General features: G+C 40.2%; 17 protein-coding genes. 13 read left to right on the top strand and 4 right to left on the bottom strand.

From position 1 onward, the window contains the following. Window positions 1-244 precede the first annotated feature (244 nt). The 4 genes from VB732_RS11665 to VB732_RS11650 all read left to right on the top strand — a co-directional run bounded on the left by VB732_RS11665 (window position 245) and on the right by VB732_RS11650 (window position 6,133). Window positions 245-2,167 (top strand): AAA family ATPase, encoded by a 1,923-nt coding sequence (locus tag VB732_RS11665; RefSeq protein WP_416235737.1) that lies wholly within the window; start codon window positions 245-247, stop codon window positions 2,165-2,167. 148 nt (window positions 2,168-2,315) lie between these two features. After that, the gene (locus VB732_RS11660; protein ID WP_323230995.1) at window positions 2,316-3,827 is read left to right on the top strand and encodes an AAA family ATPase; all 1,512 of its coding nucleotides are present in this window, start codon (window positions 2,316-2,318) and stop codon (window positions 3,825-3,827) included. Window positions 3,828-3,947: 120 nt separating this feature from the next. After that, the gene (locus VB732_RS11655; protein ID WP_323231024.1) at window positions 3,948-4,469 is read left to right on the top strand and encodes an SH3 domain-containing protein; all 522 of its coding nucleotides are present in this window, start codon (window positions 3,948-3,950) and stop codon (window positions 4,467-4,469) included. A gap of 206 nt (window positions 4,470-4,675) precedes the next feature. Next, window positions 4,676-6,133 carry a peptidoglycan-binding protein gene (locus tag VB732_RS11650; protein WP_323230994.1) on the top strand — a complete coding sequence of 486 codons (1,458 nt, stop codon included), beginning with the start codon at window positions 4,676-4,678 and terminating at the stop codon, window positions 6,131-6,133. Window positions 6,134-6,234: 101 nt separating this feature from the next. Here the strand turns inward: VB732_RS11650 and VB732_RS11645 are convergent, their stop codons facing one another. Continuing rightward, the gene (locus tag VB732_RS11645; protein WP_323230993.1) at window positions 6,235-9,261 is read right to left on the bottom strand and encodes an SMC family ATPase; all 3,027 of its coding nucleotides are present in this window, start codon (window positions 9,259-9,261) and stop codon (window positions 6,235-6,237) included. Window positions 9,262-9,683: 422 nt separating this feature from the next. Here VB732_RS11645 and VB732_RS11640 point away from each other — a divergent pair, with 422 nt between their 5' ends. Then, window positions 9,684-10,652: a DUF4351 domain-containing protein gene (locus VB732_RS11640; RefSeq protein ID WP_323230992.1), complete on the top strand. Its 969-nt coding sequence runs from the start codon at window positions 9,684-9,686 to the stop codon at window positions 10,650-10,652. A gap of 62 nt (window positions 10,653-10,714) precedes the next feature. Here VB732_RS11640 and VB732_RS11635 read toward each other — a convergent pair whose 3' ends face one another. Then, complete coding sequence (locus VB732_RS11635; protein WP_323230991.1) at window positions 10,715-12,796, bottom strand: cation:proton antiporter; 2,082 nt, start codon at window positions 12,794-12,796, stop codon at window positions 10,715-10,717. A gap of 378 nt (window positions 12,797-13,174) precedes the next feature. Here VB732_RS11635 and bchM point away from each other — a divergent pair, with 378 nt between their 5' ends. From bchM to VB732_RS11620, 3 genes are all read left to right on the top strand, one after another. Then, a complete protein-coding gene (bchM, locus tag VB732_RS11630) occupies window positions 13,175-13,861 on the top strand; it encodes a magnesium protoporphyrin IX methyltransferase (protein ID WP_323230989.1) in 687 nt (228 codons plus the stop codon). A gap of 232 nt (window positions 13,862-14,093) precedes the next feature. After that, entirely contained in the window at window positions 14,094-14,579 is a 486-nt protein-coding gene (locus VB732_RS11625; protein ID WP_323230988.1) for a hypothetical protein, read from the top strand. A gap of 93 nt (window positions 14,580-14,672) precedes the next feature. After that, window positions 14,673-15,053, top strand: a complete 381-nt coding sequence (locus VB732_RS11620; RefSeq protein ID WP_323230987.1) for a DUF423 domain-containing protein — start codon at window positions 14,673-14,675, stop codon at window positions 15,051-15,053. A 195-nt stretch (window positions 15,054-15,248) separates the two neighbouring features. Here VB732_RS11620 and VB732_RS11615 read toward each other — a convergent pair whose 3' ends face one another. Continuing rightward, window positions 15,249-15,563, bottom strand: a complete 315-nt coding sequence (locus VB732_RS11615; protein ID WP_323230986.1) for a hypothetical protein — start codon at window positions 15,561-15,563, stop codon at window positions 15,249-15,251. A gap of 1,877 nt (window positions 15,564-17,440) precedes the next feature. Here VB732_RS11615 and VB732_RS11610 point away from each other — a divergent pair. From VB732_RS11610 to argC, 3 genes are all read left to right on the top strand, one after another. Further along, window positions 17,441-18,610, top strand: a complete 1,170-nt coding sequence (locus VB732_RS11610) for a PAS domain S-box protein (protein WP_323230985.1) — start codon at window positions 17,441-17,443, stop codon at window positions 18,608-18,610. Window positions 18,611-18,757: 147 nt separating this feature from the next. Beyond that, window positions 18,758-20,269 carry a glycerol kinase GlpK gene (gene glpK, locus VB732_RS11605; protein ID WP_323230984.1) on the top strand — a complete coding sequence of 504 codons (1,512 nt, stop codon included), beginning with the start codon at window positions 18,758-18,760 and terminating at the stop codon, window positions 20,267-20,269. A gap of 186 nt (window positions 20,270-20,455) precedes the next feature. Then, entirely contained in the window at window positions 20,456-21,427 is a 972-nt protein-coding gene (gene argC / locus VB732_RS11600; RefSeq protein WP_323231023.1) for an N-acetyl-gamma-glutamyl-phosphate reductase, read from the top strand. A 131-nt stretch (window positions 21,428-21,558) separates the two neighbouring features. On the opposite strand, the gene VB732_RS11595 is transcribed toward argC, so the two are convergent. After that, window positions 21,559-22,548: a DUF1350 family protein gene (locus VB732_RS11595; RefSeq protein ID WP_323230983.1), complete on the bottom strand. Its 990-nt coding sequence runs from the start codon at window positions 22,546-22,548 to the stop codon at window positions 21,559-21,561. 327 nt (window positions 22,549-22,875) lie between these two features. Between VB732_RS11595 and VB732_RS11590 the strand changes: the two genes are divergently transcribed. Both VB732_RS11590 and VB732_RS11585 read left to right on the top strand, forming a co-directional pair. Next, entirely contained in the window at window positions 22,876-23,517 is a 642-nt protein-coding gene (locus tag VB732_RS11590; protein ID WP_323230982.1) for a hypothetical protein, read from the top strand. A gap of 10 nt (window positions 23,518-23,527) precedes the next feature. Then, entirely contained in the window at window positions 23,528-24,334 is an 807-nt protein-coding gene (locus tag VB732_RS11585; RefSeq protein WP_323230981.1) for a pentapeptide repeat-containing protein, read from the top strand. Window positions 24,335-25,002: the final 668 nt, after the last annotated feature.

The following is a 25,002-nucleotide window of genomic DNA, read 5'->3' as shown; positions in this document are numbered from 1 at the left end:
TAAGACGCATTACAGTGCATCACTTTTCAGTTTAAGTTTTACAACTTATGCAGTAATTTACTAAGCTAATCTATGACATTTCCATAGAAACCCGGTTTTTCTAAAAGACCGGGTTTTTTCGGTTTTACTTGGCAAAATATGTGAAATTGCCAATAATAGAATTAACTTAGTCAATAAATAATACAAAATGTTTATCAAGAAGCTGCAAGTATTTAACTATAAGTCATATCTCGACTCTGGCCTAATGGAATTTTCACCAGGTATTAATATTATTGTTGGGCGAAATAATGCAGGAAAAACATCTTTACTTGAAGTACTATCACTTAATTTTGATAATTATCCTCATCAAAGCATAAAAACATTACCAAAAAAGGTTTCTATCTTAAAGGAAAACAAATCTAGAGTAGAAATTATTTGGCAGATTCAGACGGAAGAAGTGCGAAGTTTTATAAAACATTGGTCTCCTAATATTGGAATACCTGAACCCAAAAAGGTGTCCTTTGTTGGTTTTGAAAATCATCAAGAAGATGTTCCAAATCCACAACAAATAGTTGATGAAGAAGACTATTATTATACATTGATGGTATATCTAAATGAAGCATTAGGTAACTTTAAAAATAAATTAGAAAATCAGAAGTTATTGGAAATAAGAATATCTTTATACTCTAATAGAGTAATAGATGATAATAGTTTAAAAAAATTACTTAATTTTGAGTCATTTGAAGCAAAATTTAATAGTAAAGTTTTCTATAGAATTGAATCTGATGAATTAGGAGAGATTTCGCTCTCATTAGATATTCAAACGCAAGAAGATGATGCTGATATAGTAAAACCTCGTAAGTATGAAGCAGAAATCTATAAAAGCATAGGTTGTAAGATATTCAAAACATTTTTAAGTTGTATTTATAGATTTCAGGCTGAACGTTTAAATATTGGAATTTGCAAATATGAGAGTAAAGCTGATACAAACCTAAAATCAAACGCTTCTAATCTTGCGGAAATACTCTTTATCTTGCAGGGTAAAATTCCAGGAATGTTTGCTCAGTTCAATAAATTAGTTTCAGATATTTTACCGGAAATAAAATGGATATCTGTTGTAATGAGAGATGATACAAATGTTGAAATCCTGGTTTGGAATACAGATAATCTTCACAGAAATGATTTATCACTTCCTCTTTCATCCTGTGGAAGTGGAGTTAGTCAAGTACTAGCCATTTTATATATTCTAGTTTCTTCTGAAGAACATAGAACATTGATTATTGATGAACCACAATCTTTTTTACATCCAGGTGCAGCTAAAAAGCTTATAGAAACTCTTAAAAAATTCCCACAACACCAATATTTTATTGCTACTCATTCACCAGAAATTATCGCATCGGCAAATCCTTCAAATATTATAAAGCTTCAATATCAAGATTGTGAAACAACAGCATCGGTAGTAAATTCAAAAGAGATAGAGTCACAAAACGAAATTTTATCTGAACTTGGAGTTAGGTTATCCGATGTTTTCGGTGCTGATAGTATTCTCTGGGTAGAAGGACAAACTGAGGAAAAATGTTTTCCACTGATATTTGAAAAAGTTACAAGAACAACATTAATGGGGATTAAAATTTTATCTGTCAATAGCACTGATGCTCTTTTGGATGGAAAACGGTCTGACCTTGTTTTTGATATTTACAAAAAACTTACAACAGGAGCAACCCTGTTTGCGCCAGCCATTGCATTTATATTCGATAGAGAAAGTAAGACAGAAACAAAAATTCAAGAACTAGAGAAGAGAGGTGTAAGCTTTTTACGCCTACCCATGTATGAAAATTATCTACTTTATCCTGAAGCTATATCAGTGGTAATTAATGAAGAATGTACATGGCTAGAAACACCTATTAGCATTACTCAGATTCAGAAATATATTGACAAAATTAAACAGGAAAAATCCTATCTGCTTCAAGGCGTAAAAAGAGAAGAAGTTTCAAATGAAAATTGGTTATCTAAAATTCACGGTGCAAATATAATTGAAAGTATATTTCAAAAATTATGTGACAATAAATTGGAATTTAGAAAGACTAAACACTCTTATAAGCTTACAGAATGGCTAGTTGAAAATAAACCTGATTTATTGTCTGAACTTGCTGAAGAATTAGGAAATATCTTACATAAAAGTCAGTAGTGATTTTTATACTGATTATCTAATCGTGATTAGCACAAAAGCGCGATCGCACTTGCAACCGCAATGAACTGTTATATGTTGGTTTTTTAGTTGTTAGAGGCGATACAAACCTGAACAATGAGAGAATAACAAATAACCACAGCTAAATATGAACTTCCGTGAAGAGTTTAAACTGCTGCTACGCGCCCGTTACCCTTTGATTTATATTCCCACTTATGAAGAAGAACGGGTAGAAGCAGCTATCCGGGAAGAAGCAACTAACCAGGGTAATCGCCCAGTGTATACTTGGGATTTTGTTGATGGCTACCAGGGAAACCCCAATGATGTTGGGTTTGGGCGACGTAACCCGTTGCAAGCTTTAGAATTTATCGAAAAATTACCAGCTTCCGCACCTGCGGTATTGATTTTACGAGATTATCATCGCTTTTTAGATGATGTAGCGATCGCACGGAAACTCCGCAATCTGTCCCGACTCCTCAAGTCGCAACCAAAAAATATTGTCCTATTGTCGCCGCGCATCGCCATCCCTGACGATTTAACCGAAGTTTTGACAGTCGTTGAGTTTCCTTTACCCGCCGCCCCAGAAATTAAAACTGAGATAGATCGTTTGTTACAAAGTACTGGTAACTCACTTTCTGGCCAAGTTTTAGATGACTTGGTGCGTTCTTGTCAAGGGCTTTCGATGGAAAGGATTCGCCGAGTTTTGGCAAAAGCGATCGCTACCCACGGCGAATTGCAACCAGAAGACGTGGATCTCGTTTTGGAAGAAAAACGCCAAACTATCCGCCAAACCCAAATCTTGGACTTCTACCCCGCCACTGAGCAAATTTCTGATATCGGCGGACTCGATAACTTGAAAGACTGGCTGATTCGGCGGGGAGGTTCATTTACTGATAAGGCCCGACAGTACGGATTACCGCACCCCCGTGGTTTAATGTTGGTGGGTATTCAGGGAACTGGTAAATCGTTAACGGCAAAAGCGATCGCTCATCACTGGCATTTACCCTTGCTACGTCTGGATGTGGGAAGGTTATTTGGTGGTTTGGTGGGTGAATCAGAATCTCGGACTCGGCAAATGATCCAAGTAGCCGAAGCCCTTGCTCCTTGTATTTTGTGGATTGATGAAATAGATAAAGCCTTTGCCGGACTTGGTAGCAAAGGTGATGCCGGAACAGCCAGCCGTGTGTTTGGTACTTTTATCACTTGGCTAGCCGAAAAAAGCTCACCCGTGTTTGTCGTCGCCACTGCCAACGATATTCAAGCTTTACCGCCAGAAATGCTGCGTAAAGGTCGATTTGATGAAATTTTCTTTGTGGGATTACCCACCCAAGAAGAGAGAAAAGCAATTTATGACGTTCATTTATCCCGATTGCGCCCCCATAATTTGAAAAGTTATGACATCGAAAGGTTAGCTTATGAAACGCCTGATTTTTCTGGGGCAGAAATTGAGCAAACTTTAATTGAAGCGATGCATATTGGATTTAGCCAGAACCGCGATTTTGCCACTGACGATATTTTAGAAGCCGCGAGTCAGATCATCCCCTTGGCGCGAACTGCTGTAGAGCAAATTCAGCAACTCCAAGAATGGGCGGCGGCTGGGAGAGCGCGTTTAGCATCGAAACACAATCCTTTAAGCGAACGCCTCCGGCGCACTACGTGAACGCTTTAACAGTAGCTACAATAATGAGTTAGTTAATAATTGCTGAGTCAATAGTCAACAGTTAATCATGAATTACTATTGACTATTGACTATTTACCAACTGGCGATCGGGTTTTAACTATGTTGTCTGGCTTAACAAAATTTATACTTGGGATCTTCTTAGCGATCGCTGTGCTAATAGGCGGTGGCGCTGCAATTGCACTCTATTTTATGAATCGCACCGGCATACCCCCTGCCAAACCTGTTTATTCTAACGATAGTCCCTCGGTGAAAGCTCAAGCTCCAAAAGGAACTGAGCCTGGAGGAGTTAAACCCAGCCTGACACCTGGGACATCTACTAAATCGTCTCCAAAATCAAGTCCTACTCCCACAGAATCACCAAAGGCTACAAAACCATTACCATCGGGAGCTTACCGAGGGCGTGTTAATTGGGCTGAAGGCTTGAGTTTGCGATCGCAACCAAATCAAGAAGCTGAAAAAATTGGTGGGGTTGCTTTTAATCAAAAAATTATTATTTTGCAACAAAGCGAGGATAATGCTTGGCAAAAGATCCGTTTGGAAGGTAGCGAACAAGAAGGGTGGGTGAAAGCAGGTAATACTGAAAAAGTTGATGAACAACAGCCTGAAAAACCAGAGCAATAACAATTCCATAAATTTTGTTGCTCTTAAACTGTGATGCTCTTTTAATTCTTTTTCCCTTTTTTATCCCTTGTTCAGAGCATTTCCCCTACCTCCTGCTTCTTCTGGAATATTACTTGTAAAGAATCATACAAATAACAAACATGACACAGAGAAATTAGTATAATCTTGTATGGTCATAACTTGAAAAAAAGCAAGTGAAAACAGGGGTGAATAGCTATTTAACCAGGCTTGCCTCATTCTATGAGGCATCTGAAAGCATCAAGGTTGTTCCTACCGTAGCTAATTTCAAATTTTTGAATTGGAAAAAGTTATCTAGCGGTGCAGCGATGCGTCTTTTGTCTGTGGCAATAATTACGGCGCTTGTGAGTATTGCAGGGCAAGCTTTAGCACTTCAAAAAATCGGAAGTAATGGGCCGGAAGTGAGCAGTAGCCAGAGGTGTTTAAAAAAGTTAGGCTACTTCAACGGCCCAGTCAGTGGCAAGTTTGCTAGTCTGACTCAAAATGCTGTAATCAAATTCCAGCAAGCTAATAGAATAACTCCTGATGGAGTTATAGGTATTAATACGCAACAAGCATTACAAAGAGCGTGTCAAAGTAGAACTACTAGTGCATCGCAATCAAGTGGTCAATATCCTGTTCTCTCTCAAGGCAAAACTGGTGCAGCCGTCACAAGGTTACAACAGCGTCTGCGGCAGTTAGGCTACTTGAATGCTACTCCCAACGGTAATTTCGGCCCAATGACTAGAAATGCCGTGATCAAATTGCAGCGAAATTATCGTATAGCTGCTAACGGGATTGTGAATCGACAAACTTGGAATGCACTGTTAGGTTCCTCTCCAACTCAAGCTAGATCGTCTAGATCGTCGAGTCTTTCTACTCAACAAGTGAGAGAACTACAAGTGCGTTTGCAGCAGTTAGGTTATTTTAATACTAATCCTACTGGGACTATTGGCCCAATAACTAGAAATGCTGTGATCCAATTCCAGCAAAATTATCGCCTACCTGTTGATGGCATCGCCAATGCTCAAGTTTTGGAAGCAGTGCGTAGAGTCTCCACAGGTGGATCTATTACTCAACAACCGAGCAGAGATTATCTGACTGTAGGCGATCGCGGAGATAATGTCGTATTAGTACAACAGCGTTTATCGCAGTTGGGTTTCTCTAATACCAATTCTGATGGCTTTTTCAGCGATTACACCAGAGAATCTGTGATTGCATTCCAGCAATATTCTCGAATTAATCCTACTGGAAATGTAGATTGGCCAACTTGGCAAGCATTAGGGTTGGATAGCTCAACTGAGGGCAATTATACTGAGGCTAATGGTTATGTATTACCTGAGACTAATCGCTATCTAGTACCTGTTAATACTGGCTATGCTACACCTGAGAATAATCGCTATGTATTACCTCCTGCCAATGGCTATGCCGTACCTGGGACTAATGGCAACACGTTAGCTGCTAGTAATCCTTACAGAGTAATAATACCAATTTCCAGTAATGATACTCTGAGTAAAGTGCAACAACATATACCCAATGCTGTCACAGAGCAATCCCATCTAGGGGATTATGTGAGTGCTGGAGCATTTAGCGATCGCGCCCAAGCAGAAACGTTATCGAAAAAGCTCCGCTCATTAGGTTTGGATGCACGGGTGAAATTCAATTAAAGAAGAATTCTGAATTAATTAGGCGGGAACTCAGCCCATTTATCCGCCAGTCAAACAGACTTCATTCTGAATTCTGGCTCCTGACTCCTGAATTCTTCCTGTTAAATTGACAAGCTCAACTGCGAACCTTCCTGAGTTTTATTTACTTCAATCCTGGCTTGGAAAGCTTCTTTGAGGTGAGGCATGTGGGTGACAGTCAGGATGCAAGCGAAATCGGAAGCGATCGCATTAATCGCTGCAATCAAGCGATCGCATCCTTCGGCATCTTGTGTACCAAAACCTTCATCCACAATCAACAACTGCAACGCCGCTCCTGCCCGTTGCGCTAATAATTTCGCTAGGGCTAAACGGATGGCAAAGTTAATTCTAAAAGCTTCTCCACCAGAGTAAGTTTCATAAGATCGCGTTCCTCTAGAATCGGCGATTAAAATATCTAAGGTGTCTATCAGCTTGGCATTTTTCTTGGTTGATTTAGCACTGCGCCCAGCTTTTTGGGTAATAAATTGGACATGAAACTGATTACCACTCAGCCGCGAAAGTAGTTGATTTGTCTCGGCTTCCAGTTGCGGTAACACATTCTCAATCATCAGTGCTTGGATACCATTTTTACCAAAAGCCTGCGCTAATTCCTGATAAACACGATATTCCTGCTTGCAAGATTGTAATTGCTGCTGCTGTTGTTCATACTGAATTTGCAGCGTTTCCAGTTGAAGCGCCAGTTGTTCTAAACGCCCCAACTTTGCTATCTGCTCATCCAGTTGCCGTCTGCGTATTGCTAACTGTTGCTCTAGGGCTTGAATTTGGGCAGATGGGTTAGCTGTTGCTTGTAATTGCTGGATAATGCTTTCGATTTGTCCGCCGAGTTTTTGCCGCTCGGTTACTCTGGCGCTTCTGGAATCCTCCAGCTCTTGCAATCTCGTCTGGAGTTGGGGATACTGCTGTTGGGCTGAGAGCAGTTGTTGATACCGCAAATGCCAAGATTGAGCTTGGCGAACAGCTATACGCAGATTGTTGTGCTGCTCGGAACTGTAGCCAATTTCAGTAATGTGACGCTCAAGAGCCGCGATTTGTTTAGCACATTCCGAATCAATCTGATCTTGCTGGATTCTGGCTTGTAATTGAGCAATTTGGGATTGTAATTCTGGTTTTCGGGCTAATAGTTGCGCTTGTCGCTTAGTAGCATCTTTAATTTGCCCTTGTTTAATTTCTGCCCATCGCCACCGCTCAACTTCACTCCGGGCGAGGGCGTGGTCTTGTTCATTATAATTAGCTTGTTGCAGATATTGGTCTAGCTGCCGGAGTTCAGCTTGTTTATCGGGAGCGTAATCACCAGCTTGGAGCGATCGCTCTAAATGTTGTTTTTCAGCAGCAATTTGTTGTAACTGTTGTTGGACATCAGTTGTAGCTTCTAACTGGGCTGCTAACTGTCCCCGTTGTTCACGTAAACCATCGTAACTCGCTAATTGTTGAGAAATTTCCCGATATTCCTGCCTAAGTACCTGAATCTCTCTGTCAGACACAGCCATTTGTTCCCGCACTACCCAAAACTGCCCTTGGGTATCCTCTAACTCAGCCTGGGTTTTTTCTACTACCCGGCTCCAGTGATGTTCGTCTAAAGGGCGTTCGCACAATGGACAAAGTGCTTCAGGATTTTGGAGCATAAGCAATTTTTGCTCTAATTCGCCCATCAGTTTTTCATAGTCCCGTTGATGAGCTTGCAGACGTTCAATAAAGTGTCGTCTTTCATGCCCTTTTTCTTGGACTCGTTGCAGATAAACCCGCTTTTTCTCCAGTTCCTCAATCTGAATTGCTACATCCATCACTGCTTGTTGAAGTTGCGGTTGGCGGCGGTGCTGGCGTTGCAATTGGTTCTCAGTACTTTGCAATTGTTCGAGCCGCGCTACTAAACCAGCATGAGTGCGATCAAGTTGGCTTTGTAAAGTTGCTCGTTGTTGCAACAACGGAGTAACTTGCATTTGCAGTTGATCTAGACGAGCAACATGGTGACGGGCTGCGGTTAGCTGTGACAAAGCAGCTTCTACTTCACCTGATTTAGTCAGAGTTTGCTGAATATCTCGCTCTTGTTGCTGCAAAGCTTCGATTTGAGCTTGAGCTTGTTGCAGTTGCCGTTCGATTTCGTGAATTTGTTTGGTAAGCTGTTGTTGCTTTTGTTGGCGAGTCTGTTGAGCGCGGGTATATTCTTCAAATTTGGCAGCAAAGGCTTCTTCTTGAGATTGGAGACTTTGATATTGGGCGTATCCAGCTTTAATTTCAGCTTCTTGATGTAATATTTTTTCTAAATCTGATAACTGAGAGCCAATAGCTGATTGTTCTTGTTGGAGGCGATCGCAGTCTTGGGTAAGATTTTGGTATTGCTGCTTGATAAAGCTAAGTTGTTGTTCCCAGTTTTGGCGCTGGTGCTGGACAACTTGCAAACTTTGTAATTGAATATTATCAAAAGCTTGTACCTGTTGCAGTTGGTTGAGTTCAGCTTCTAACTCGACTCTTTGCGCTTCGGTTGTCTGGCGTTGTTGCAGCTGAGTTTTAATCGACTCCAAAGAACGTTCTAGCTCTATTGCTTGTGCTTTGAACTGACGAGAAGATTCCTTTGCCCGTTCTTCCAAATCATCATACTGATTAAGTTTCAACAACTCCGCTAAAATTTCTTTGCGTTCCGTCGGGCGTTTGAGCATGAACTCATCTGCACGCCCTTGACGTAAGTAAGCAGAATTAATAAATGTATCGTAATCGAGCTTGATGTGTTCTAAAATCAAATCTTGGGTTGCTCTTACCCCTTTGCCAGTGAGTGAGCGAAACCCAGATGGTATTTCTATTTGAAATTCAAGAACGCTAGTACCTCCCCGAATTCGGGTACGAATCACGCGATATTTTTGCTGGTTACTTTGGAAAGTAAAATCAACCCGAACTTCTTTCGCGCCAGAATAGATCACATCATCTTCAGCAGTGGCGCGGCTTTCACCCCAAATTGCCCAAGTGATTGCTTCCAAAAGTGAAGATTTACCCGCACCATTGGAACCCGAAATACAAGCCGTATGCAAACCACGAAAATCTAAAGTTGCATCACGGTAACTAAGAAAGTTTTTGAGGATAAGTTGTACTGGGATCATTCAGGCTATAGCGCCACATCTACTTTTAATAATTAACAGTACAGATGCACTGTTTGTTAGTTTAGCTATCTAGATATCAGGTTTCTAGTCTTGAAGACATCAATTTTACAAAAATTAACAATAGGATGAGTAAATTTTTCTTGTTGAATGAAAAATTTTTGCTATTTTCGGAGAAAAATGAAACTCCCGTGGAGAGCGATTGTTATTTCTCCCTGTCGTTTGAGGTGAAAATATTATAATGACTGTGGCGAATTGTTGGAAGACGATGAGCGATCGCACCAAAAACAACCTTAAGCATCAAGTCTCATTTTGACTTATTTACAAGCTAAAGGGAATGTTTGCGAAAGAGGAACTTCTAACCTGCTGAAAAATATTGGCTGCTCACACCCTACTATTAAGAACATAAACTTACCAATCAACTGATGATCGAGGAACGAGAAAGAGCCGATAACGATTCGCCGTGGAAAGAAATATTAGAAGCTTACTTTCCCCAAGCAATGAAGTTTTTCTTCCCCCAAACCGCAGCATTAATTAATTGGGAACGTCCCCACGAGTTTCTCGATAAGGAATTTCAACAAATAGCACGGGACGCTGAACTTGGTAGAAGATATGCAGATAAGTTAGTCAAAGTCTGGCAAATTCAAGGGGAGGAAATTTGGCTGTTGATTCATGTCGAAGTTCAGGCTAAATCGGAAGATGTCTTTGCTCAAAGGATGTTTTCTTACAACCTGCGAATTTTTGACAAATTTGCTCAACCAGCCATTAGCCTAGCAATTTTGTGTGATGCTGACTCTACTTGGAGGCCAAATCAATACAGTTACAATTATCCTGATTGTGGTCTGAATTTTAGATTTGGAACTGTTAAACTGCTGGATTATCAAGAACAATGGACAGAGTTAGAAAATAGCGATAATCCCTTTGCAACGGTGGTAATGGCACATTTGAAAACCCAGCAAACCAGTAAACAGCCAGGAGAACGGAAAAATTGGAAATTTAGCTTAATTCGACGATTATATGAACAAGGACTGCAAGAAAGGGATATTCGCAACCTCTATCGTTTTATCGATTGGGTTATGATTTTACCAAAAGCGTTAGAAGCAGAATTTTGGCAAGAATTTAAGTTATTCGAGCAGGAGCGTACCATGAGTTACATCACTACAGGCGAGCGCATTGGCTACGAGCGAGGAAAGGAAGAAGGAAAACAGGAAGGAAAACAGGAAGGTGAGCAAGCACTCGTCCTACGACAGCTACAAAAACGGGTAGGAGAGTTACCCGACGAAGTTCGGGAACGAATTCAAAGTCTTTCTCTAGAACAGTTGGAAGCACTGGGTGAGGCTTTGTTAGATTTTAGTGCGATCGCTGATTTGCTTAATTGGCTACAAGCTCATTAAACAGTTTAGTGCGATCGCACCTTTCATTGATTTATGAAGAGTAGCCCACACTACTCCCCAGATCATGAGTGAGGTTCTCCAAGCAACACAATTGAACACTTCAATTCTCGAAGTAACTGCGTTGTTACTTCGCTGACGGCTAATCCGCCGGCTGTGCGATAACGAACGGAACGTAACACCGCTAAATCAAATGACTGAGCTTCCCGAATTATGGTTTTAGCAATATCATCACTCCTGATTGTTTGGATATTCGTATTCACCTGTAACTGGCCTTTAGAAGTAATATCAGACAATTGAGATACAAAGTTTTCCACTCGATTAGGCGGTGTTTTGCGATTGGATACGTGTAACAGCACTACTTCTGCCTGATTAACATCAGCCAAAATCTGAGCAAACCTCAAAGCACCGATAGTTTGGCGCGTTAAATCTCCAACTGGTACAAGAATTCTTTGAATCGTTTTAGGGCTACTTAAGAGGCGTGTTACTGCGACTGGACAGTGAGAAGACCAGAAAACACTATCAATTACATTACCAAATAAGCGGGCACGCAAACCTGTTGTCCGCGACCAACCCATCACTACTAAACTAGCGTTTTGTTCTCGACTGGTGCGGCTAATCCCCAAAGCTGCATCATCATCAATCCGAATTGTTGGTGATACTTCCACCTCAAATTCTTGACTGATTTCTTTAGCTAAATTCAATCTTTCTCGACTTTGGTCAAGTGCAGTTACTAATTGCGGATCATCCATCTGAATATGTGCTTTAGTAATAGCCAATGGCACAATCTTTCCAGATTCATGACTAGCCAGTAGTGCTGCCATTTCTATTAAATAGCGCTGGGTTTGGGGGTTGTATATTGGCACTACCACAGTAAATGGATACTGATTTTTTTCTACTTGCTCATCTTCATTACCTTGCCACCAAGTTGTCAAACTATCTGTTTCAAAATCTGTCTGAGAAAGCTGTAGTGAAGGAGCAAATCGTGCTGTTATTATGGGGCCCAGAACAGCTGTCACCAGCATAAGCACAATCACACTGTTCAAGACGGCTTCACTGATTAAGCGCTCACCCGCAGGATTTACCGTTTCATAAGCAACCAATGTTGCTGCTAGTGTAGCTGCTACCTGTGGTAGCGACAATGACCACATCGTTAGCAATTCCGCCGTGTTGTAGCGATACAGTAATTTGGCTAAGAATGCTGCTATAAATTTGCTGCCAATCAAAGCTACTACAATTACCAGAGTCAGCCAAATTGAACTGAGGGTTTTAATAAATGCAGGAATATTAATCAATAATCCCATGTCTACAAAGAAACAAGGGATAAATAAAACACTACCAATAAATTCGATTTTTTCTCTGACTGGGCTACGTCCCAGAACATCGTTGACAGCTAAACCTGCTAAAAAAGCACCAACAATTTTTTCAACTCCAATGACCTGCGCCCCGACAGATGCCAGAAATAATGCTAGTAAGATAAACAAAAACTGGTTACTTTGTTCATCCCCAGAGCGGCGAAAAAACTCTTTTCCTGCCCAGTCAAAGCCAAACAGGACAACAGCAGTGTAAATTGCTAATCCACCTAATAAAATCGCTAAACTTAAAGCGGAGAATTCCCCCCCGTGAATCCCAACACAAATCGCTAATACTAGCAAAGCAGCTGTGTCAGTAAAAATTGTAGCACCAATTGTAACGGTTACAGCTTCATTTGTTACCACTCCTAAACGACTCACAATTGGATATGCCAAGAGGGTATGAGAGGCCAGTAAAGAGCCAATTAGGACGGAAGAATTCCAACTAAAATTAAATAATCTTCCTGTTGCAATGCCGGCGATGAGTGGAACTATAAAGGTTAAAGTGCCAAACCCAATCGAGCGATTTTTCGTTTTACGGAATTGCTGTAAGTCAATTTCTAAACCTGCTACGAACATTAAATAAAGTTTGCCTATTTCCGAGAGCAGATTAATAGTTTCAGACTTATGATTTAATAACTGTAACCCATTTTGCCCTAGTAATATCCCTGCCACCAACAACCCCACTAATCCAGGTAGCCGTAGCCGCTCAAATATAGGGGGTACGGTAAAGATTACTGTTAGGAGAATTGTAAATGCAACGATAGGACTGTCTGTTAGCGAGTTCAGTGCCATGTTTAATAATTAAGCCTAAATAGGAAAATTACCATTAATATCAGAAATTATACTTAAAATTTCTGTTACTTCAGTCTTATTGGTTACAAATAATAAAGCTTTTAACAGCGTAAATGTTGCGATCGCAATTATGATATCACCTTAATAAGGTGTTTTCTACATCTACAGGTTGAAAGAAGAATAGAATTTATAGTAGAAAAAAATAAATGAATAAATAGTAGAAAATAGCTCATAGCACTTTTAGTTTGAATGATTTGAGGCGCACATATTTGCGCCCCTACCTCTATCCACCATATCTAGAAAAATCTGGAAGACCGCTCTTATGGGTTCCTATCAATGATAATTTTAAGCATTGGGAACCCCTAAAAATCAGAGTTTATGAACGCAGCCGACGATAAAACGATTGTTCGTGAGTATTTCAATTCCACAGGGTTTGACCGTTGGAAGCGAATTTACGGCGATGGCGAAGTCAACAAAGTCCAACTAGACATTCGCAATGGACACCAGCAAACCGTAGATACAGTTATCGGCTGGTTGAAGGCTGATAACAATTTACCAGAGCTATCAATCTGCGATGCTGGGTGTGGTGTTGGTAGTCTCAGCATTCCCTTAGCGGTAGATGGTGCTAAAGTCTATGCCACTGATATTTCTGAGAAAATGGTGGAAGAAGGTAAGGATAGAGCAAAGCTTACCTTGTCAAATGCTGAAAATCCTACTTTTGCCGTGCAGGATTTAGAATCGTTGAGTGGGAGTTACCATACCGTTATTTGCTTGGATGTTCTCATCCACTATCCTCAAGAAAAAGCGGATGAGATGATATCTCACCTCTGTTCTTTAGCACAGTCGCGGATAATTCTCAGTTTTGCGCCGAAGACCTGCGCCTTGAGTATACTGAAGAAAATTGGCAGTTTCTTTCCTGGGCCAAGTAAAGCTACTCGTGCATATTTGCACCGTGAGGCTGATGTGGTGAAAATTTTAGAAAGTAATGGCTTTTCATTGCAACGAAAAGCGATGACGAAGACTCGCTTCTATTTTTCCCGTTTACTGGAAGCTACACGCAACTAAGATAAATATTATTAGCCTGTCAAATTCAATTTGATAGATTCGTAGTTTGCACTGTCTTCGCTAAAGTGCAAACTACGTATAATTCGCATCTCTTGGTTATCTACTCACTAGCAAGGTAAGCAAAATTTCGGTACAAAAGCTAAAAACCATCGCTAGGAGTAGATTGATATAGTAGAACCTTTGCAAAAGTCAGGTTAAAATCGCTAGCAAAGTGTAAATCTGAAGTGGAACTATGAAAACTGCTGAAAAATTGGCCACAGCTTGGCTACTGACAATGGGATTCATGTTTGTAACTCTATCAGCAGCAGAGGTATTTAATAAAACGACTATGGAAAAATCAATCACACTACCCGTAGCTTGGGATGGTTCGATTGAGTTCTCACAAACAAATACCCCTGTAATTGATGATACTACAGTAGAACGTTTAATTTTTGGCATTCCTAGCCTCACACTGGGCACTTGGCTAGCATTAGGATTATACCGTCAAAGTCGACAGGAGAAAAAGGCGCTCAACCAGCAAGTTAGCGATCGCCTGCAATCTCTTTTTTATGAGATGCTACAAGACAATCATGGGCGCGTAACTGTTTTAGGCTTTGCAATGCAATCAAAACTACCCGCAGCCCACGCCAGACAATATTTAGACGAAAAAGCTAAAGAATTCAATGCAAACTTTAAGGTGAACGAAGAAGGGGCTGTATCATATCATTTTGATGTCTAATTGTCATTAGTCCTTTGTCCTTTGTTATTAACTGATGACCAATGACCAATGACTAATGACCAATGACTAATAATCAACTTACAGCTAAGTCTAATGACGCAGATTTTTTTAAGCGTGGCTGCCATTTTAGGCGGTTTGTCAGTTGCTGCTGGCGCTTTTGCTTCTCATGCCTTGCGGGAAAAAATTAGTGAGCGATCGCTAGAAATTTTTGAAACTGGCGCTCGTTACCAAATGTATCATGCTCTAGCACTTTTTCTAGTAGCAATACTAATTAGTCGTACCGAGTCACCTCAACCTACTCTCGTAGCCAGTGGATGGCTGTTTCTCGCTGGCATTGCTATTTTCTCAGGTAGCTTGTATGCCCTTAGCTTAACCGGCATTAAGTCATTGGGAGCGATCGCGCCACTAGGCGGTGCAGCTTTTCTCGCTGGTTGGGGTACTTTAGCTTTTGCTGCTTGGAATTTGAAGTTGTAAAAAATTAATTATCCGATATTTGTAGGGTGCATTAATATAGGGCTTACGTAAAACCACAAGCGGTAGGGGCAATTCATGAATTACCCCTACCTGAGAATAAACCGCTATGGGTGATATTTTTCTCACCCCAGCAAAAGAGAATAATTAAAATTTCTTTTGCTGGAGTGATATTTTCACTAAAATATTAGCCTTTGGTTATTGCTGCATCGAAGGTGTAGGAAAAATTCTACTGAATATAGGAAGCCGTGGCTTTGGCTTAGTTGCAGTTATATTGCCATTGGCAGTAGAAGAGTTATTAGTTACCTCAGAAAGGATAGTTGGTTTGTTATTAGTAGAATTTGCAGAATCACTCAATGGGACAGATGAAGGTGAATTTGAAGATAGGGAACTAACATTATCAGAATTTTGACTGTTGGGCTTTACCGGAGTTTGACCTTGACATGGAGTAATCATGAAAGTCGAACTTGTTCCTAATGCCAGTATCAGAAAACGACAAAAGTATTGTTGCATGGAAATTTGCACAATGGGTTGATAAATATTTAAACTTTCAAAAAGTTGTGCTTATTCTTAGTTATAAATAAAACCGCAGGCTTACAATAGAGGTCATCATTCTATAAAACCAAAACATTAGGTTTTATACTTAAGTAAGTACTAGCAATTACTAGTACATTGATTATCGGAAAAAGCCTAAGCGTACCAAATCAAATTCCCTGAGTTAAGGGAAATGGAAAATTCTCTTTAATAAAAAGAGTTGTTATTTCAAGACTGCTGAATCACTCTGATAGAAAATTAGCAAATAGATACACCTGAAATAGCTGACGTTTTTGTTTATCAACTAAGCCAGCACAACCATTTACACTTTAGTTGTATTTAGCTTGTTATTAAAAGAGAAATACTACTGATTTTTTGATAAAGCTACTTTATAGGAAATTAACTCTTAACTAGCGTATTTCAGTAACCAAAGCAGCAAATATATGAATTTTTAATAAAACCTGAGCTTTATGAAGTACCTTTTGTAAATAAATACCTGTATACCAGGTTGGAGCGGACAACTACAGGCAAATAGCATTTACTATCACTATATATAGCAATCCTAAATGAGTCGTGAAAAATATAGATAAGGAAACGAACCGCCAAGAACGCCAAGGACACAAAGGGAAGAAAGAAGAAAGAGGTATAGGATTTTCACAAATGATTTAGGACTGCTATATTAGATGCATCGGGTCATCCGATCGATGCAATTCTAAGGTTATATAGTCCCAAAGCATTTTTGCGTCAGCTACAGCGCTATTCATAATGATGGCATCCGTTAAGCTAATACAGACAGCAGTTTTCAGGTATTTAGATCATGAGTGAGACGGGGAATGCGGAGTAGGTCAGTGTAGTTCAATTACTTGAAAAACGCTGTAAATTGAAGTAAATAAAAGGAGTGACGAGATTTTATCGTATTGACACCTTACTCATCACTCCTTATGATTTGCGCGTTGATTAGCTGTTACGCATTGTTAAATTACACCAGCTTACTACTTCATTTATCCTCTAACTAAAGAGGCGGATAATTCTTAAGTTGTCATGTAATGCTCTATACAAATGCTCTTAACTTATTAATATCGATTAGTCTTACTCTTGCTTGCGCTAAATTATTTTTTAATGAATTTGGGAAAATTGAAAAGCTCAGTTTACCGACTTTTCTAATAATCCAGGAATCTTTTTGTTAAAAAAACGTATTTATAGGCACAAATAAACTTAACCTAGATTATATGTCTTTGGTGGTAGTAGCTTGATGCCTGTGATGGACGTTAGGGAAAAGATTATCAGTTATTCTGGGTGATTATGAAGACAATGATTATTAGCACTAAATCATTCGATTATTAGCACTAAATCATTCGTTGGGGGAATGACAATGTGGGTTAAAAAAGAAAAAGGGCTTAAGGCTTAGATCCAGAGCTTTCTGATTGTGCTGTTTTATCTAATTTCTCTGCTAGTCATAATTGTCACTGGCTGATAAATTTAATCACAAATTAGCATAATCTTATGGGTTGTTTAAAAAGTGTTTCACTATGACTTTAGGCGCTTTTAGCTCTCCCTTAACCCACGCCGCTTGAGCCACTTCGGGAGTAAATAGCACGGATTTAGAAGAATACAAAACTTTTGATATCGACAATAAGACTTTTCATATACCCTGTTAGATCAGCACATTTAGCGGTCATATAGCTGAGTTTACCGAATTATCTTACCAAAGGTAGAAGTAATACTTAGCAAAATGCCGTAAGTTCTATTGCAAAACAGTATCTGAGTAGTTAAATGTACGAATAAACACTCTGGTATTTCCTACTAATAGTAGATTTTTTTGCTCAATCTCTGCAAACAAGTAGCGGCTATTTAAGGTGAACATAGAAAAATTTATCCAACGCACAGAAACATTGCACAAGCGTTTAACAGATTTATACGAAACTGCTAGCGTATTACCTTGGATTTCACCGGATCTGCTGCCACAAGCTTTTAAGGAACTTTATAACACGTCAAAGGTAGTGCAGTTAGCAGCAGAAGAACTCCATCAGCAAAATGAAGAACTAATACAAACACGGAATTGGTTAGAAACAGAACGCCAATATTATCAAGAATTATTCGAATTTGCACCTGATGCTTATTTAGTGACTAATACAGAAGGAATCATTCAAGAAGCTAACTTCACCGCAGCTAAATTGCTCAATGTTTCAAAGCAATTTTTAGTGGGTAAACCAATGACTAACTTTGTCCCTCTAGAAGAACGTCAGCACCTTCGTAGTGAACTTATTCAGCTATCGCAATCAGATAGAGTTAAAGAGCTATTGATAGGCTTGCAACAACGTCATGGCGATTTATTTGATGCAGCTTTGACAGTGGCAGTTGCCCGTAATTCGCAGGGTAAGGCAACCTCTCTGCGCTGGATAGTACGTAATATTAGTGAACGAAAACAAAGAGGATTAGCTGTTGTCAAAAATGATAGTGACTTCTTCCACGATCGTCCTGTACATAAATATTCTAAAGGAGAAACTATTTCCCTGAACCCATTAGTAATTTTCTATGTTTCTCAGGGTTTAGTTAAACTTAATACCTACTGTGAAACGGGTGAAGAAGTTTTAATAGGATTGGCAAGAGCAGGAATGGTTTTTGGCTCTAGTTTAACATCTCTCAGTATCTACCAAGCAACGGCTCTTTCGGATGTTGATCTGGTATCAATTTACTCGGCAGAAATAGAAACTTCCCCAACTATGAGCCATATCCTTTTACCAAAAATTAATCAGAGGTTACAGCAAACAGAATCTTTTCTAGCTATTTCTGGAAGGCGAAGAGTACAAGAACGCTTACAGCATCTATTACAACTTTTGAAACAGGAAGTTGGTGAAACTGTGCCGGAGGGAACTCGCCTAAGTGTTCGCTTCACTCACGAGGATTTTGCTAGCGCCTGCTGCACTACCAGGGTAACAATTACACGATTGATCGGCAAATTACAAGAAGAAGGGATAATCAGTTTTGACTTAAAAAAACACATGATATTGAAAGATTTTGATTAATTACTTATGGGTAATTTGTTTTGGTAATCTACGTCTTATCATGTAAAGACGCAAGGTGATCGCAGAATTTAAAAATGTACCCAAAATAATGTATATCTAATTCCACATGCATTGCTAAAACCGCCAGCGCAATATGTCAAATCAGTTATGCATATATTTGGCAACACAACTCCATCATTGGGCTACATCTTAGCACTGGACTTAGGTACAACAGGCAACCGCGCCTTTGTGTTTAACAGAGACGGCGAGATTATTGGGCAGGCATACAAAGAACTAACTCAGTATTATCCCCAACCTGGATGGTTAGAACACGATGCTCAACAAATTTGGGAAGATACGTGTTGGGTGACGCAAACCGCAATTGAGAATGCCCAGATTGTTCCATCAACGATCGCAGCTTTGGGACTAACTGTACAGCGCGAAACCTGCTTAATTTGGGACAAAACCACTGGTAAACCACTCCATAAAGCCATCGTTTGGCAAGATCGCCGCACTGCTCCCCTTTGTCACCAGTTACAACAAGGTTACGCTCAAGAAATTTACGATCGCACCGGATTAATCATTGATGCCTATTTTTCTGCTACTAAGCTCAGGTGGCTATTAGACAAGTTTACAGATGTTGACCTAAACAATGTGTTAGCAGGCACTATTGATACTTGGGTGTTGTGGAAGCTCACAGGTGGGAAAGTCCATGCTACTGACCACAGCAACGCCAGTCGGACAATGCTGATGAATCTCAAAACCTGTGAGTGGGATGAGAAATTACTGGAAATATTTCAGATTCCGGCGCATATTCTGCCCCAGATTCAGCCTAGTCTAGGAGAATTTGGAGTTACTGATGCTACTTTGTTGGGCGCTGAAATTCCCATTACTGCCATCTTGGGGGATCAACAGGCGGCTTTATTTGGTCATGGCTGCGATCGCCCTGGTTTGATGAAATGTACTTATGGAACTGGTAGTTTTTTGGTTGCTCACACAGGTGATCAAATTGTGCGATCACACCATCAACTTATTTCTACAGTGGCATGGACACAAAGAAATCTAAGTGGGACTTTAGATGTAGGCTATGCCTTAGAAGGCAGTATGTTTACTAGTGGAGCTTGTATTCAATGGTTGCGCGATCGCTTGAAGCTGATTAAAACTGCTCCTGAAAGTGAAGCGATGGCAAATCAGGTAAAAGATAATGGCGGAGTCTACTTTGTGCCTGCATTTAGTGGGCTGGGCGCACCTTATTGGGATATGAGTGCTAGGGGAGCTTTTTTTGGCATTACCGCCAGTGTACAACCAGAGCATCTAGTTCGGGCGGTGTTGGAAGCGATCGCTTACCAAGTTCTGGAGGTAGTGCAGGCGATTAATGCATCTAGCAGTACTCCTGTTAAGCGATTAACCGTAGATGGTGGTGCTTGCGAGAATAATTTTTTGATGCAGTTCCAGGCTGATGTATTAGGTATTCCAGTTGAACGGCCGATGATACTCGATACGACAGTTCAGGGTGCAGCATTTGCAGCAGGTTTAGCCGTCGGATTTTGGGAAAGCTATGAAGCATTAGTTCAGCAACGGCAAATTGAGCGTGTGTTTGAGCCGAGGAGCGATAATCCATTGTCCAATTTTGCAATCTGGCAAAAGGCAGTGAAACGCACTCTTGCTTGGGAGGAGTAAATTCTTACTGTTTTTAGAGGGAATTGGGAATGGGGAAAACCCACAGCTTTAAAGCCTCTGTGAAGATCCTTCAGAAGTTGGATAGTAAACACTTGTGAGTCGGAGTTTCCCAGAACTATTGCGTGCTAAGTTGGATTTGGGGCGTGAACTACTACTGACATCTAAGGATGGGATGCTCGGCGCATGATTACTAAACCTAAGATTTTCATTGATGGCGAATCAGGAACCACAGGCTTACAAATTTACTCACGTCTTAGTCAACGGGATGACATTGAGTTAGTTAGCATTGAGGCATCGAAACGTAAAGATGCAAGTGAGCGAGCTAAACTAATCAATGCCGTTGACGTTGTTATTCTCTGCCTACCTGATGATGCAGCCCGCGAAGCTGTTAGCTTAGTAACTAGTACTACGGTTAAGATCCTTGATGCTAGTAGTGCCTATCGTACAGCTAACGGCTGGGTATATGGCTTCCCTGAACTCAACCCAGGGCAAAGAGAGAAAATCGCCAGCGCCCAGTTTGTCAGCAATCCAGGCTGTTATCCCACAGGATTTTTAGCTTGTATCCGTCCATTGACAGCTAAGGGAATTTTAAAAAGTAATTTTCCCATCACCGTTAACGCAGTATCAGGTTACTCTGGTGGCGGAAAGAATCTCATCAATCAATACCATACTTTCCATGAACAGCAAGCCGGGGGAGAGTCACTGCATCCATTCGGCATTTACGGTTTGCGGTTTGGGCATAAGCACGTCAAGGAAATGCATTATTATTCAGAGTTAGCATCGCCGCCATTGTTTGTACCGTCAGTAGGGGATTTTGAGCAAGGGATGCTAGTTCAAGTACCTTTGCCACTAGGAATTTTGGATAATCCACCATCAGGTGAGGTAATCTATGAAGCGATCGCTAACTACTACCAGAGTGAAAAATTTGTGCAGGTTGCTCCATACCAGGATTCTACTCTGCTACGAGACGGAATATTTTTAGATGCGATCGCCATGAACGGCACTAATATTGTTCAGGTTTTTGTATTCGCCAATGACACCACCAAAGAAGCGTTGCTAGTTGCTCGTCTCGACAACTTAGGCAAAGGCGCATCAGGAGCCGCAATCCAAAACCTAAATATTATGTTGGGTTTTCCAGAAGAGTTGGGATTGTTATAAAAAAATTGGGGAATGGGGAATGGGGAAGAAGTAAGGGAGCAGGGAGCAGGGAGCAGGGGGCAGGGGGCAGAGGGACAAGAGGTGAGAACTTGAAACAAGTCTTTCCCCTTGTCCCCAATTCCCAATTCCCATTATTTTTTCAGTTCATTCAGTAATTGGATTACATGATTTTCAAAGCCTTTATTTCGGTTTTGAACTGATTCAATCATAGGTTTATCAAAAACATTGATAACATATTTACCTAATTGAATACCTAAAGATTTTAAATGTCCACCTTCAAGTGTTTCCAGAAATTTTTGAGGTGGTTTTTTAAGAATATTGGTAAACCATTCACAGGTGAGTTTAGCAATATTATCAGACCGAAAACAGACTAAACCCATGATATTAAATAGCTGACTATCCTTGATTAAATTCTTGGTTTCTTCTGGTGTTGGTTTTACACCCCAACCAAGATTATCAATGATATTCGCTAAAAATCGAGGACGAATTGCACTGGCTGTATCACTAATATCAGGCGCTAAGAGAATAGAAACTTGCCCTTTAATAAACACACTGTTAATTTTAACTTTCCGATTTACGTAAGTACAAATTAATTTCTGATCTTCTTCAATTTTCCGTTGAAGTTCTTCGAAGAGAATGTTTATATCTGCAATAGCAGTTTCTACCTGTGACTCATTTGAAGTATAAGATAGCAGCTTCCGAATAAACTTTTCCCTAGCTTGAGGTTCTGGAGGTAAAGCAGTAAATCCTTCTAACAGTGAGATATATTTACAGCCAAGGCTATGTCCGATCCAAGAAAAGTTTTTATCATCTAGATAGGCTTCATAATCATATCCTTCCACACTTGCCATCCTCACAAGCTCTGGCAAAATTTCATACTGCTCTCTCATGAGAAAACCCGCTTCTACGTAGTGGTCAAACGTAAAATTAAACGGTAGAAGAATAATGGTATATCCCTGCTCAAATAGAGATTGAAGCAGATGGCGATAAAAAAGCATGGGCGCAAATGTACCAAAGAAAGCTCCTGCAACAAATTGAATTACTCCTTTAGGCTGTGGATGCAGAGCAACCCAACTGTGAGAAACAGGTTTAAATCTTAGTTTTAAATTTGTATTGACCATGATTTAGCAATGAGTATATCTGATTTTGGTAAGTCTACACTTAATCTCCAAACTGATATTGCTACTTTTCGGATTCTCTAAAAGATATTTTTCCAAAACTGGTCTGCTCGTCTTAAGCAATAAACTTTACTTATATGGCGTAATAAAGCTTGTACAATTATCAAGGCGGTTTTTACTGTCTGAATACTTCTCAGGTGTAAAATTTATCGACAGCAAAATTTTTATACTTTGTATTTTCCATCCTTGACTTTTAGCAAAAATGACCCAAGTTAAGCACTCATATATTGCAATAGATAACTTTTACCCTTATGACTGGAGAGCAAAATCTTGGGAATAGAACTACGCAGTTTCGTATTTCTCGACAGCCTGCAACCTCAACATGCAGCATATATGGGAACAGTAGCCCAAGGCTTCTTACCATTACCAGGGGATACATCACTGTGGATTGAAATCTCTCCTGGTATCGAAATTAATAAGATTACGGATGTAGCCCTGAAAGCTGCCTCTGTCCGTCCGGGAGTACAGGTAGTTGAGCGACTGTACGGACTATTAGAAGTTCATTCTAGCTCCCAAGGCGAAACGCGGGCTGCTGGTCAGGCTATTTTAGCCACATTAGGAGTCCGAAAAGACGAATGTCTCAAGCCGCGTGTTGTTTCTAGCCAGATTATCCGCAATATAGATGCTTACCAAACACAACTTATTAACCGCACGCGACGGGGACAGCTACTACTAGCAGGGCAAACGCTGTATGTATTAGAAGTGGAGCCTGCTGCTTATGCGGCACTCGCTGCCAATGAAGCTGAAAAAGCGGCATCGATTAATATCCTTGAGATTCAAGCTGTAGGAAGTTTTGGACGGCTTTACTTAGGTGGACATGAACGAGATATTTTAGCAGGTGCGGCGGGAGCATTAACGGCCATTGAAAGTGTAGCTGGTCGGGTAAATCCTGTAGGTGGTCGTCAAGAGTAAAGGAGAGAAAATGGCAAATCGAGAGCATCTAGCTTTACTCAAAGCAGGTGCAGTTACATGGATTGAGTGGAGAAAGAGAAATCCTGAGATTGAACCAGACCTCAGCGCCGCAAATCTGCAAGGGGATAACTTCAGAGGTGCAAACCTCCAGGGAGTAAATCTGAGAAAGGTAGATTTGGGTGATGCTTTACTTGTGCGAGCAAACCTTAGTGGTGCTGACCTCAGTAGTGCCAACCTCTGCAAAGCCTTGCTCGTTGAAGCTAACTTGAGTGATGCTAACTTCAGTGTTGCTAACTTGAGCGGTGCTATGCTTACGCAGGCAGATTTGAGTCATGCTAATTTGATTGGAGCCGACTTGAGTGAGGCAAATCTAAGAGGTGCTGCGATCGCTCATGCTAATCTAATTGGAACTGACTTCAGAGGCGCTAACTTAAGAGATGCCGATTTAGGCGCTGCGAAACTAATCCGGGCTAATCTCTCTTTTGCCAACCTGATTGAAGCTAACTTGATTGAAGCTGACCTCAGCGAGGCAATTTTATATGAGGCGGAAGTATTGGGGGCTTATCTTTATAAAACTCACCTTTACAAAGCTAATTTAAATAAGGCTCGCTTCAGTGGTGCTTACCTGTTGCAGGCTAACTTAAGTGAAGCTGACTTGAGTCAAGCTGACTTGAGTTGGACTAACCTGAGAGGAGCAAATTTAGCAGGAGCAAATCTCAGAGGAGCTAATCTCAGAGGAGCCGACCTGAGAGGAGCTAACCTCATCGGTGCAAATCTTCAGGAGGCAATTATGCCTGACGCTTCAAGGCACAATTAATTAGCATTTAGATTCATTTTCTGGAGTTTAATCATAGCGGTTCCCATTCAGATGCGATATGGCATCATGCGTTTTGGCGCATTCTTCGCCAGAACAAGCTTTAGTAGTTAAAGAAACCATATAAAATTTATGTAAAGTTTAAGTGTTATTAAGCTCAAAAACAGTCTGAATAATTTATAAATTCAACTTATACATTTAAAATGCATTTCTTTAATATAAAAGTATTTTTTTCACAAAAAGAAATTGATATTGAAATCTAATTTAACAAAAATACCCTATTAACTTGAGAAAGATTGTAATTTTTACTAAAAAAACAGTATCTTTGATAAAATACTTGCATTAAAATTTATATTCTTTTTGCAATATTAGAAGTTAAAAATTTTACACTTTTAAGATTTAGTAAAGAAATTGACGTAACCTTTCAATTCATGATCATAATTAAGTAATTATTAGGTAAGTTAAAAAAACATAGGACTCATATTTGCTTTTTAAAATATAGATAGGGGAGCCATTACGTTGCGGAGGTTCCCTCCGTTGTAGTAACTGGCGTTAGGCATAACGCACATTACAAGGCTATAATGCCGTACTCTCGACCAATAACACACTCTATACATAACTAGATTTTTTCAAAAATCAGATTGGATTCCTATAGTAAACAATAATTAAAA

Origin of the sequence: Nostoc sp. UHCC 0252 (assembly GCF_034931145.1) — a bacterium.
Taxonomy (GTDB): Bacteria; Cyanobacteriota; Cyanobacteriia; order Cyanobacteriales; family Nostocaceae; genus Nostoc.
Note: the sequence above shows the minus strand (reverse complement) of the source record. Positions and strands in the feature narration are given on the sequence as shown.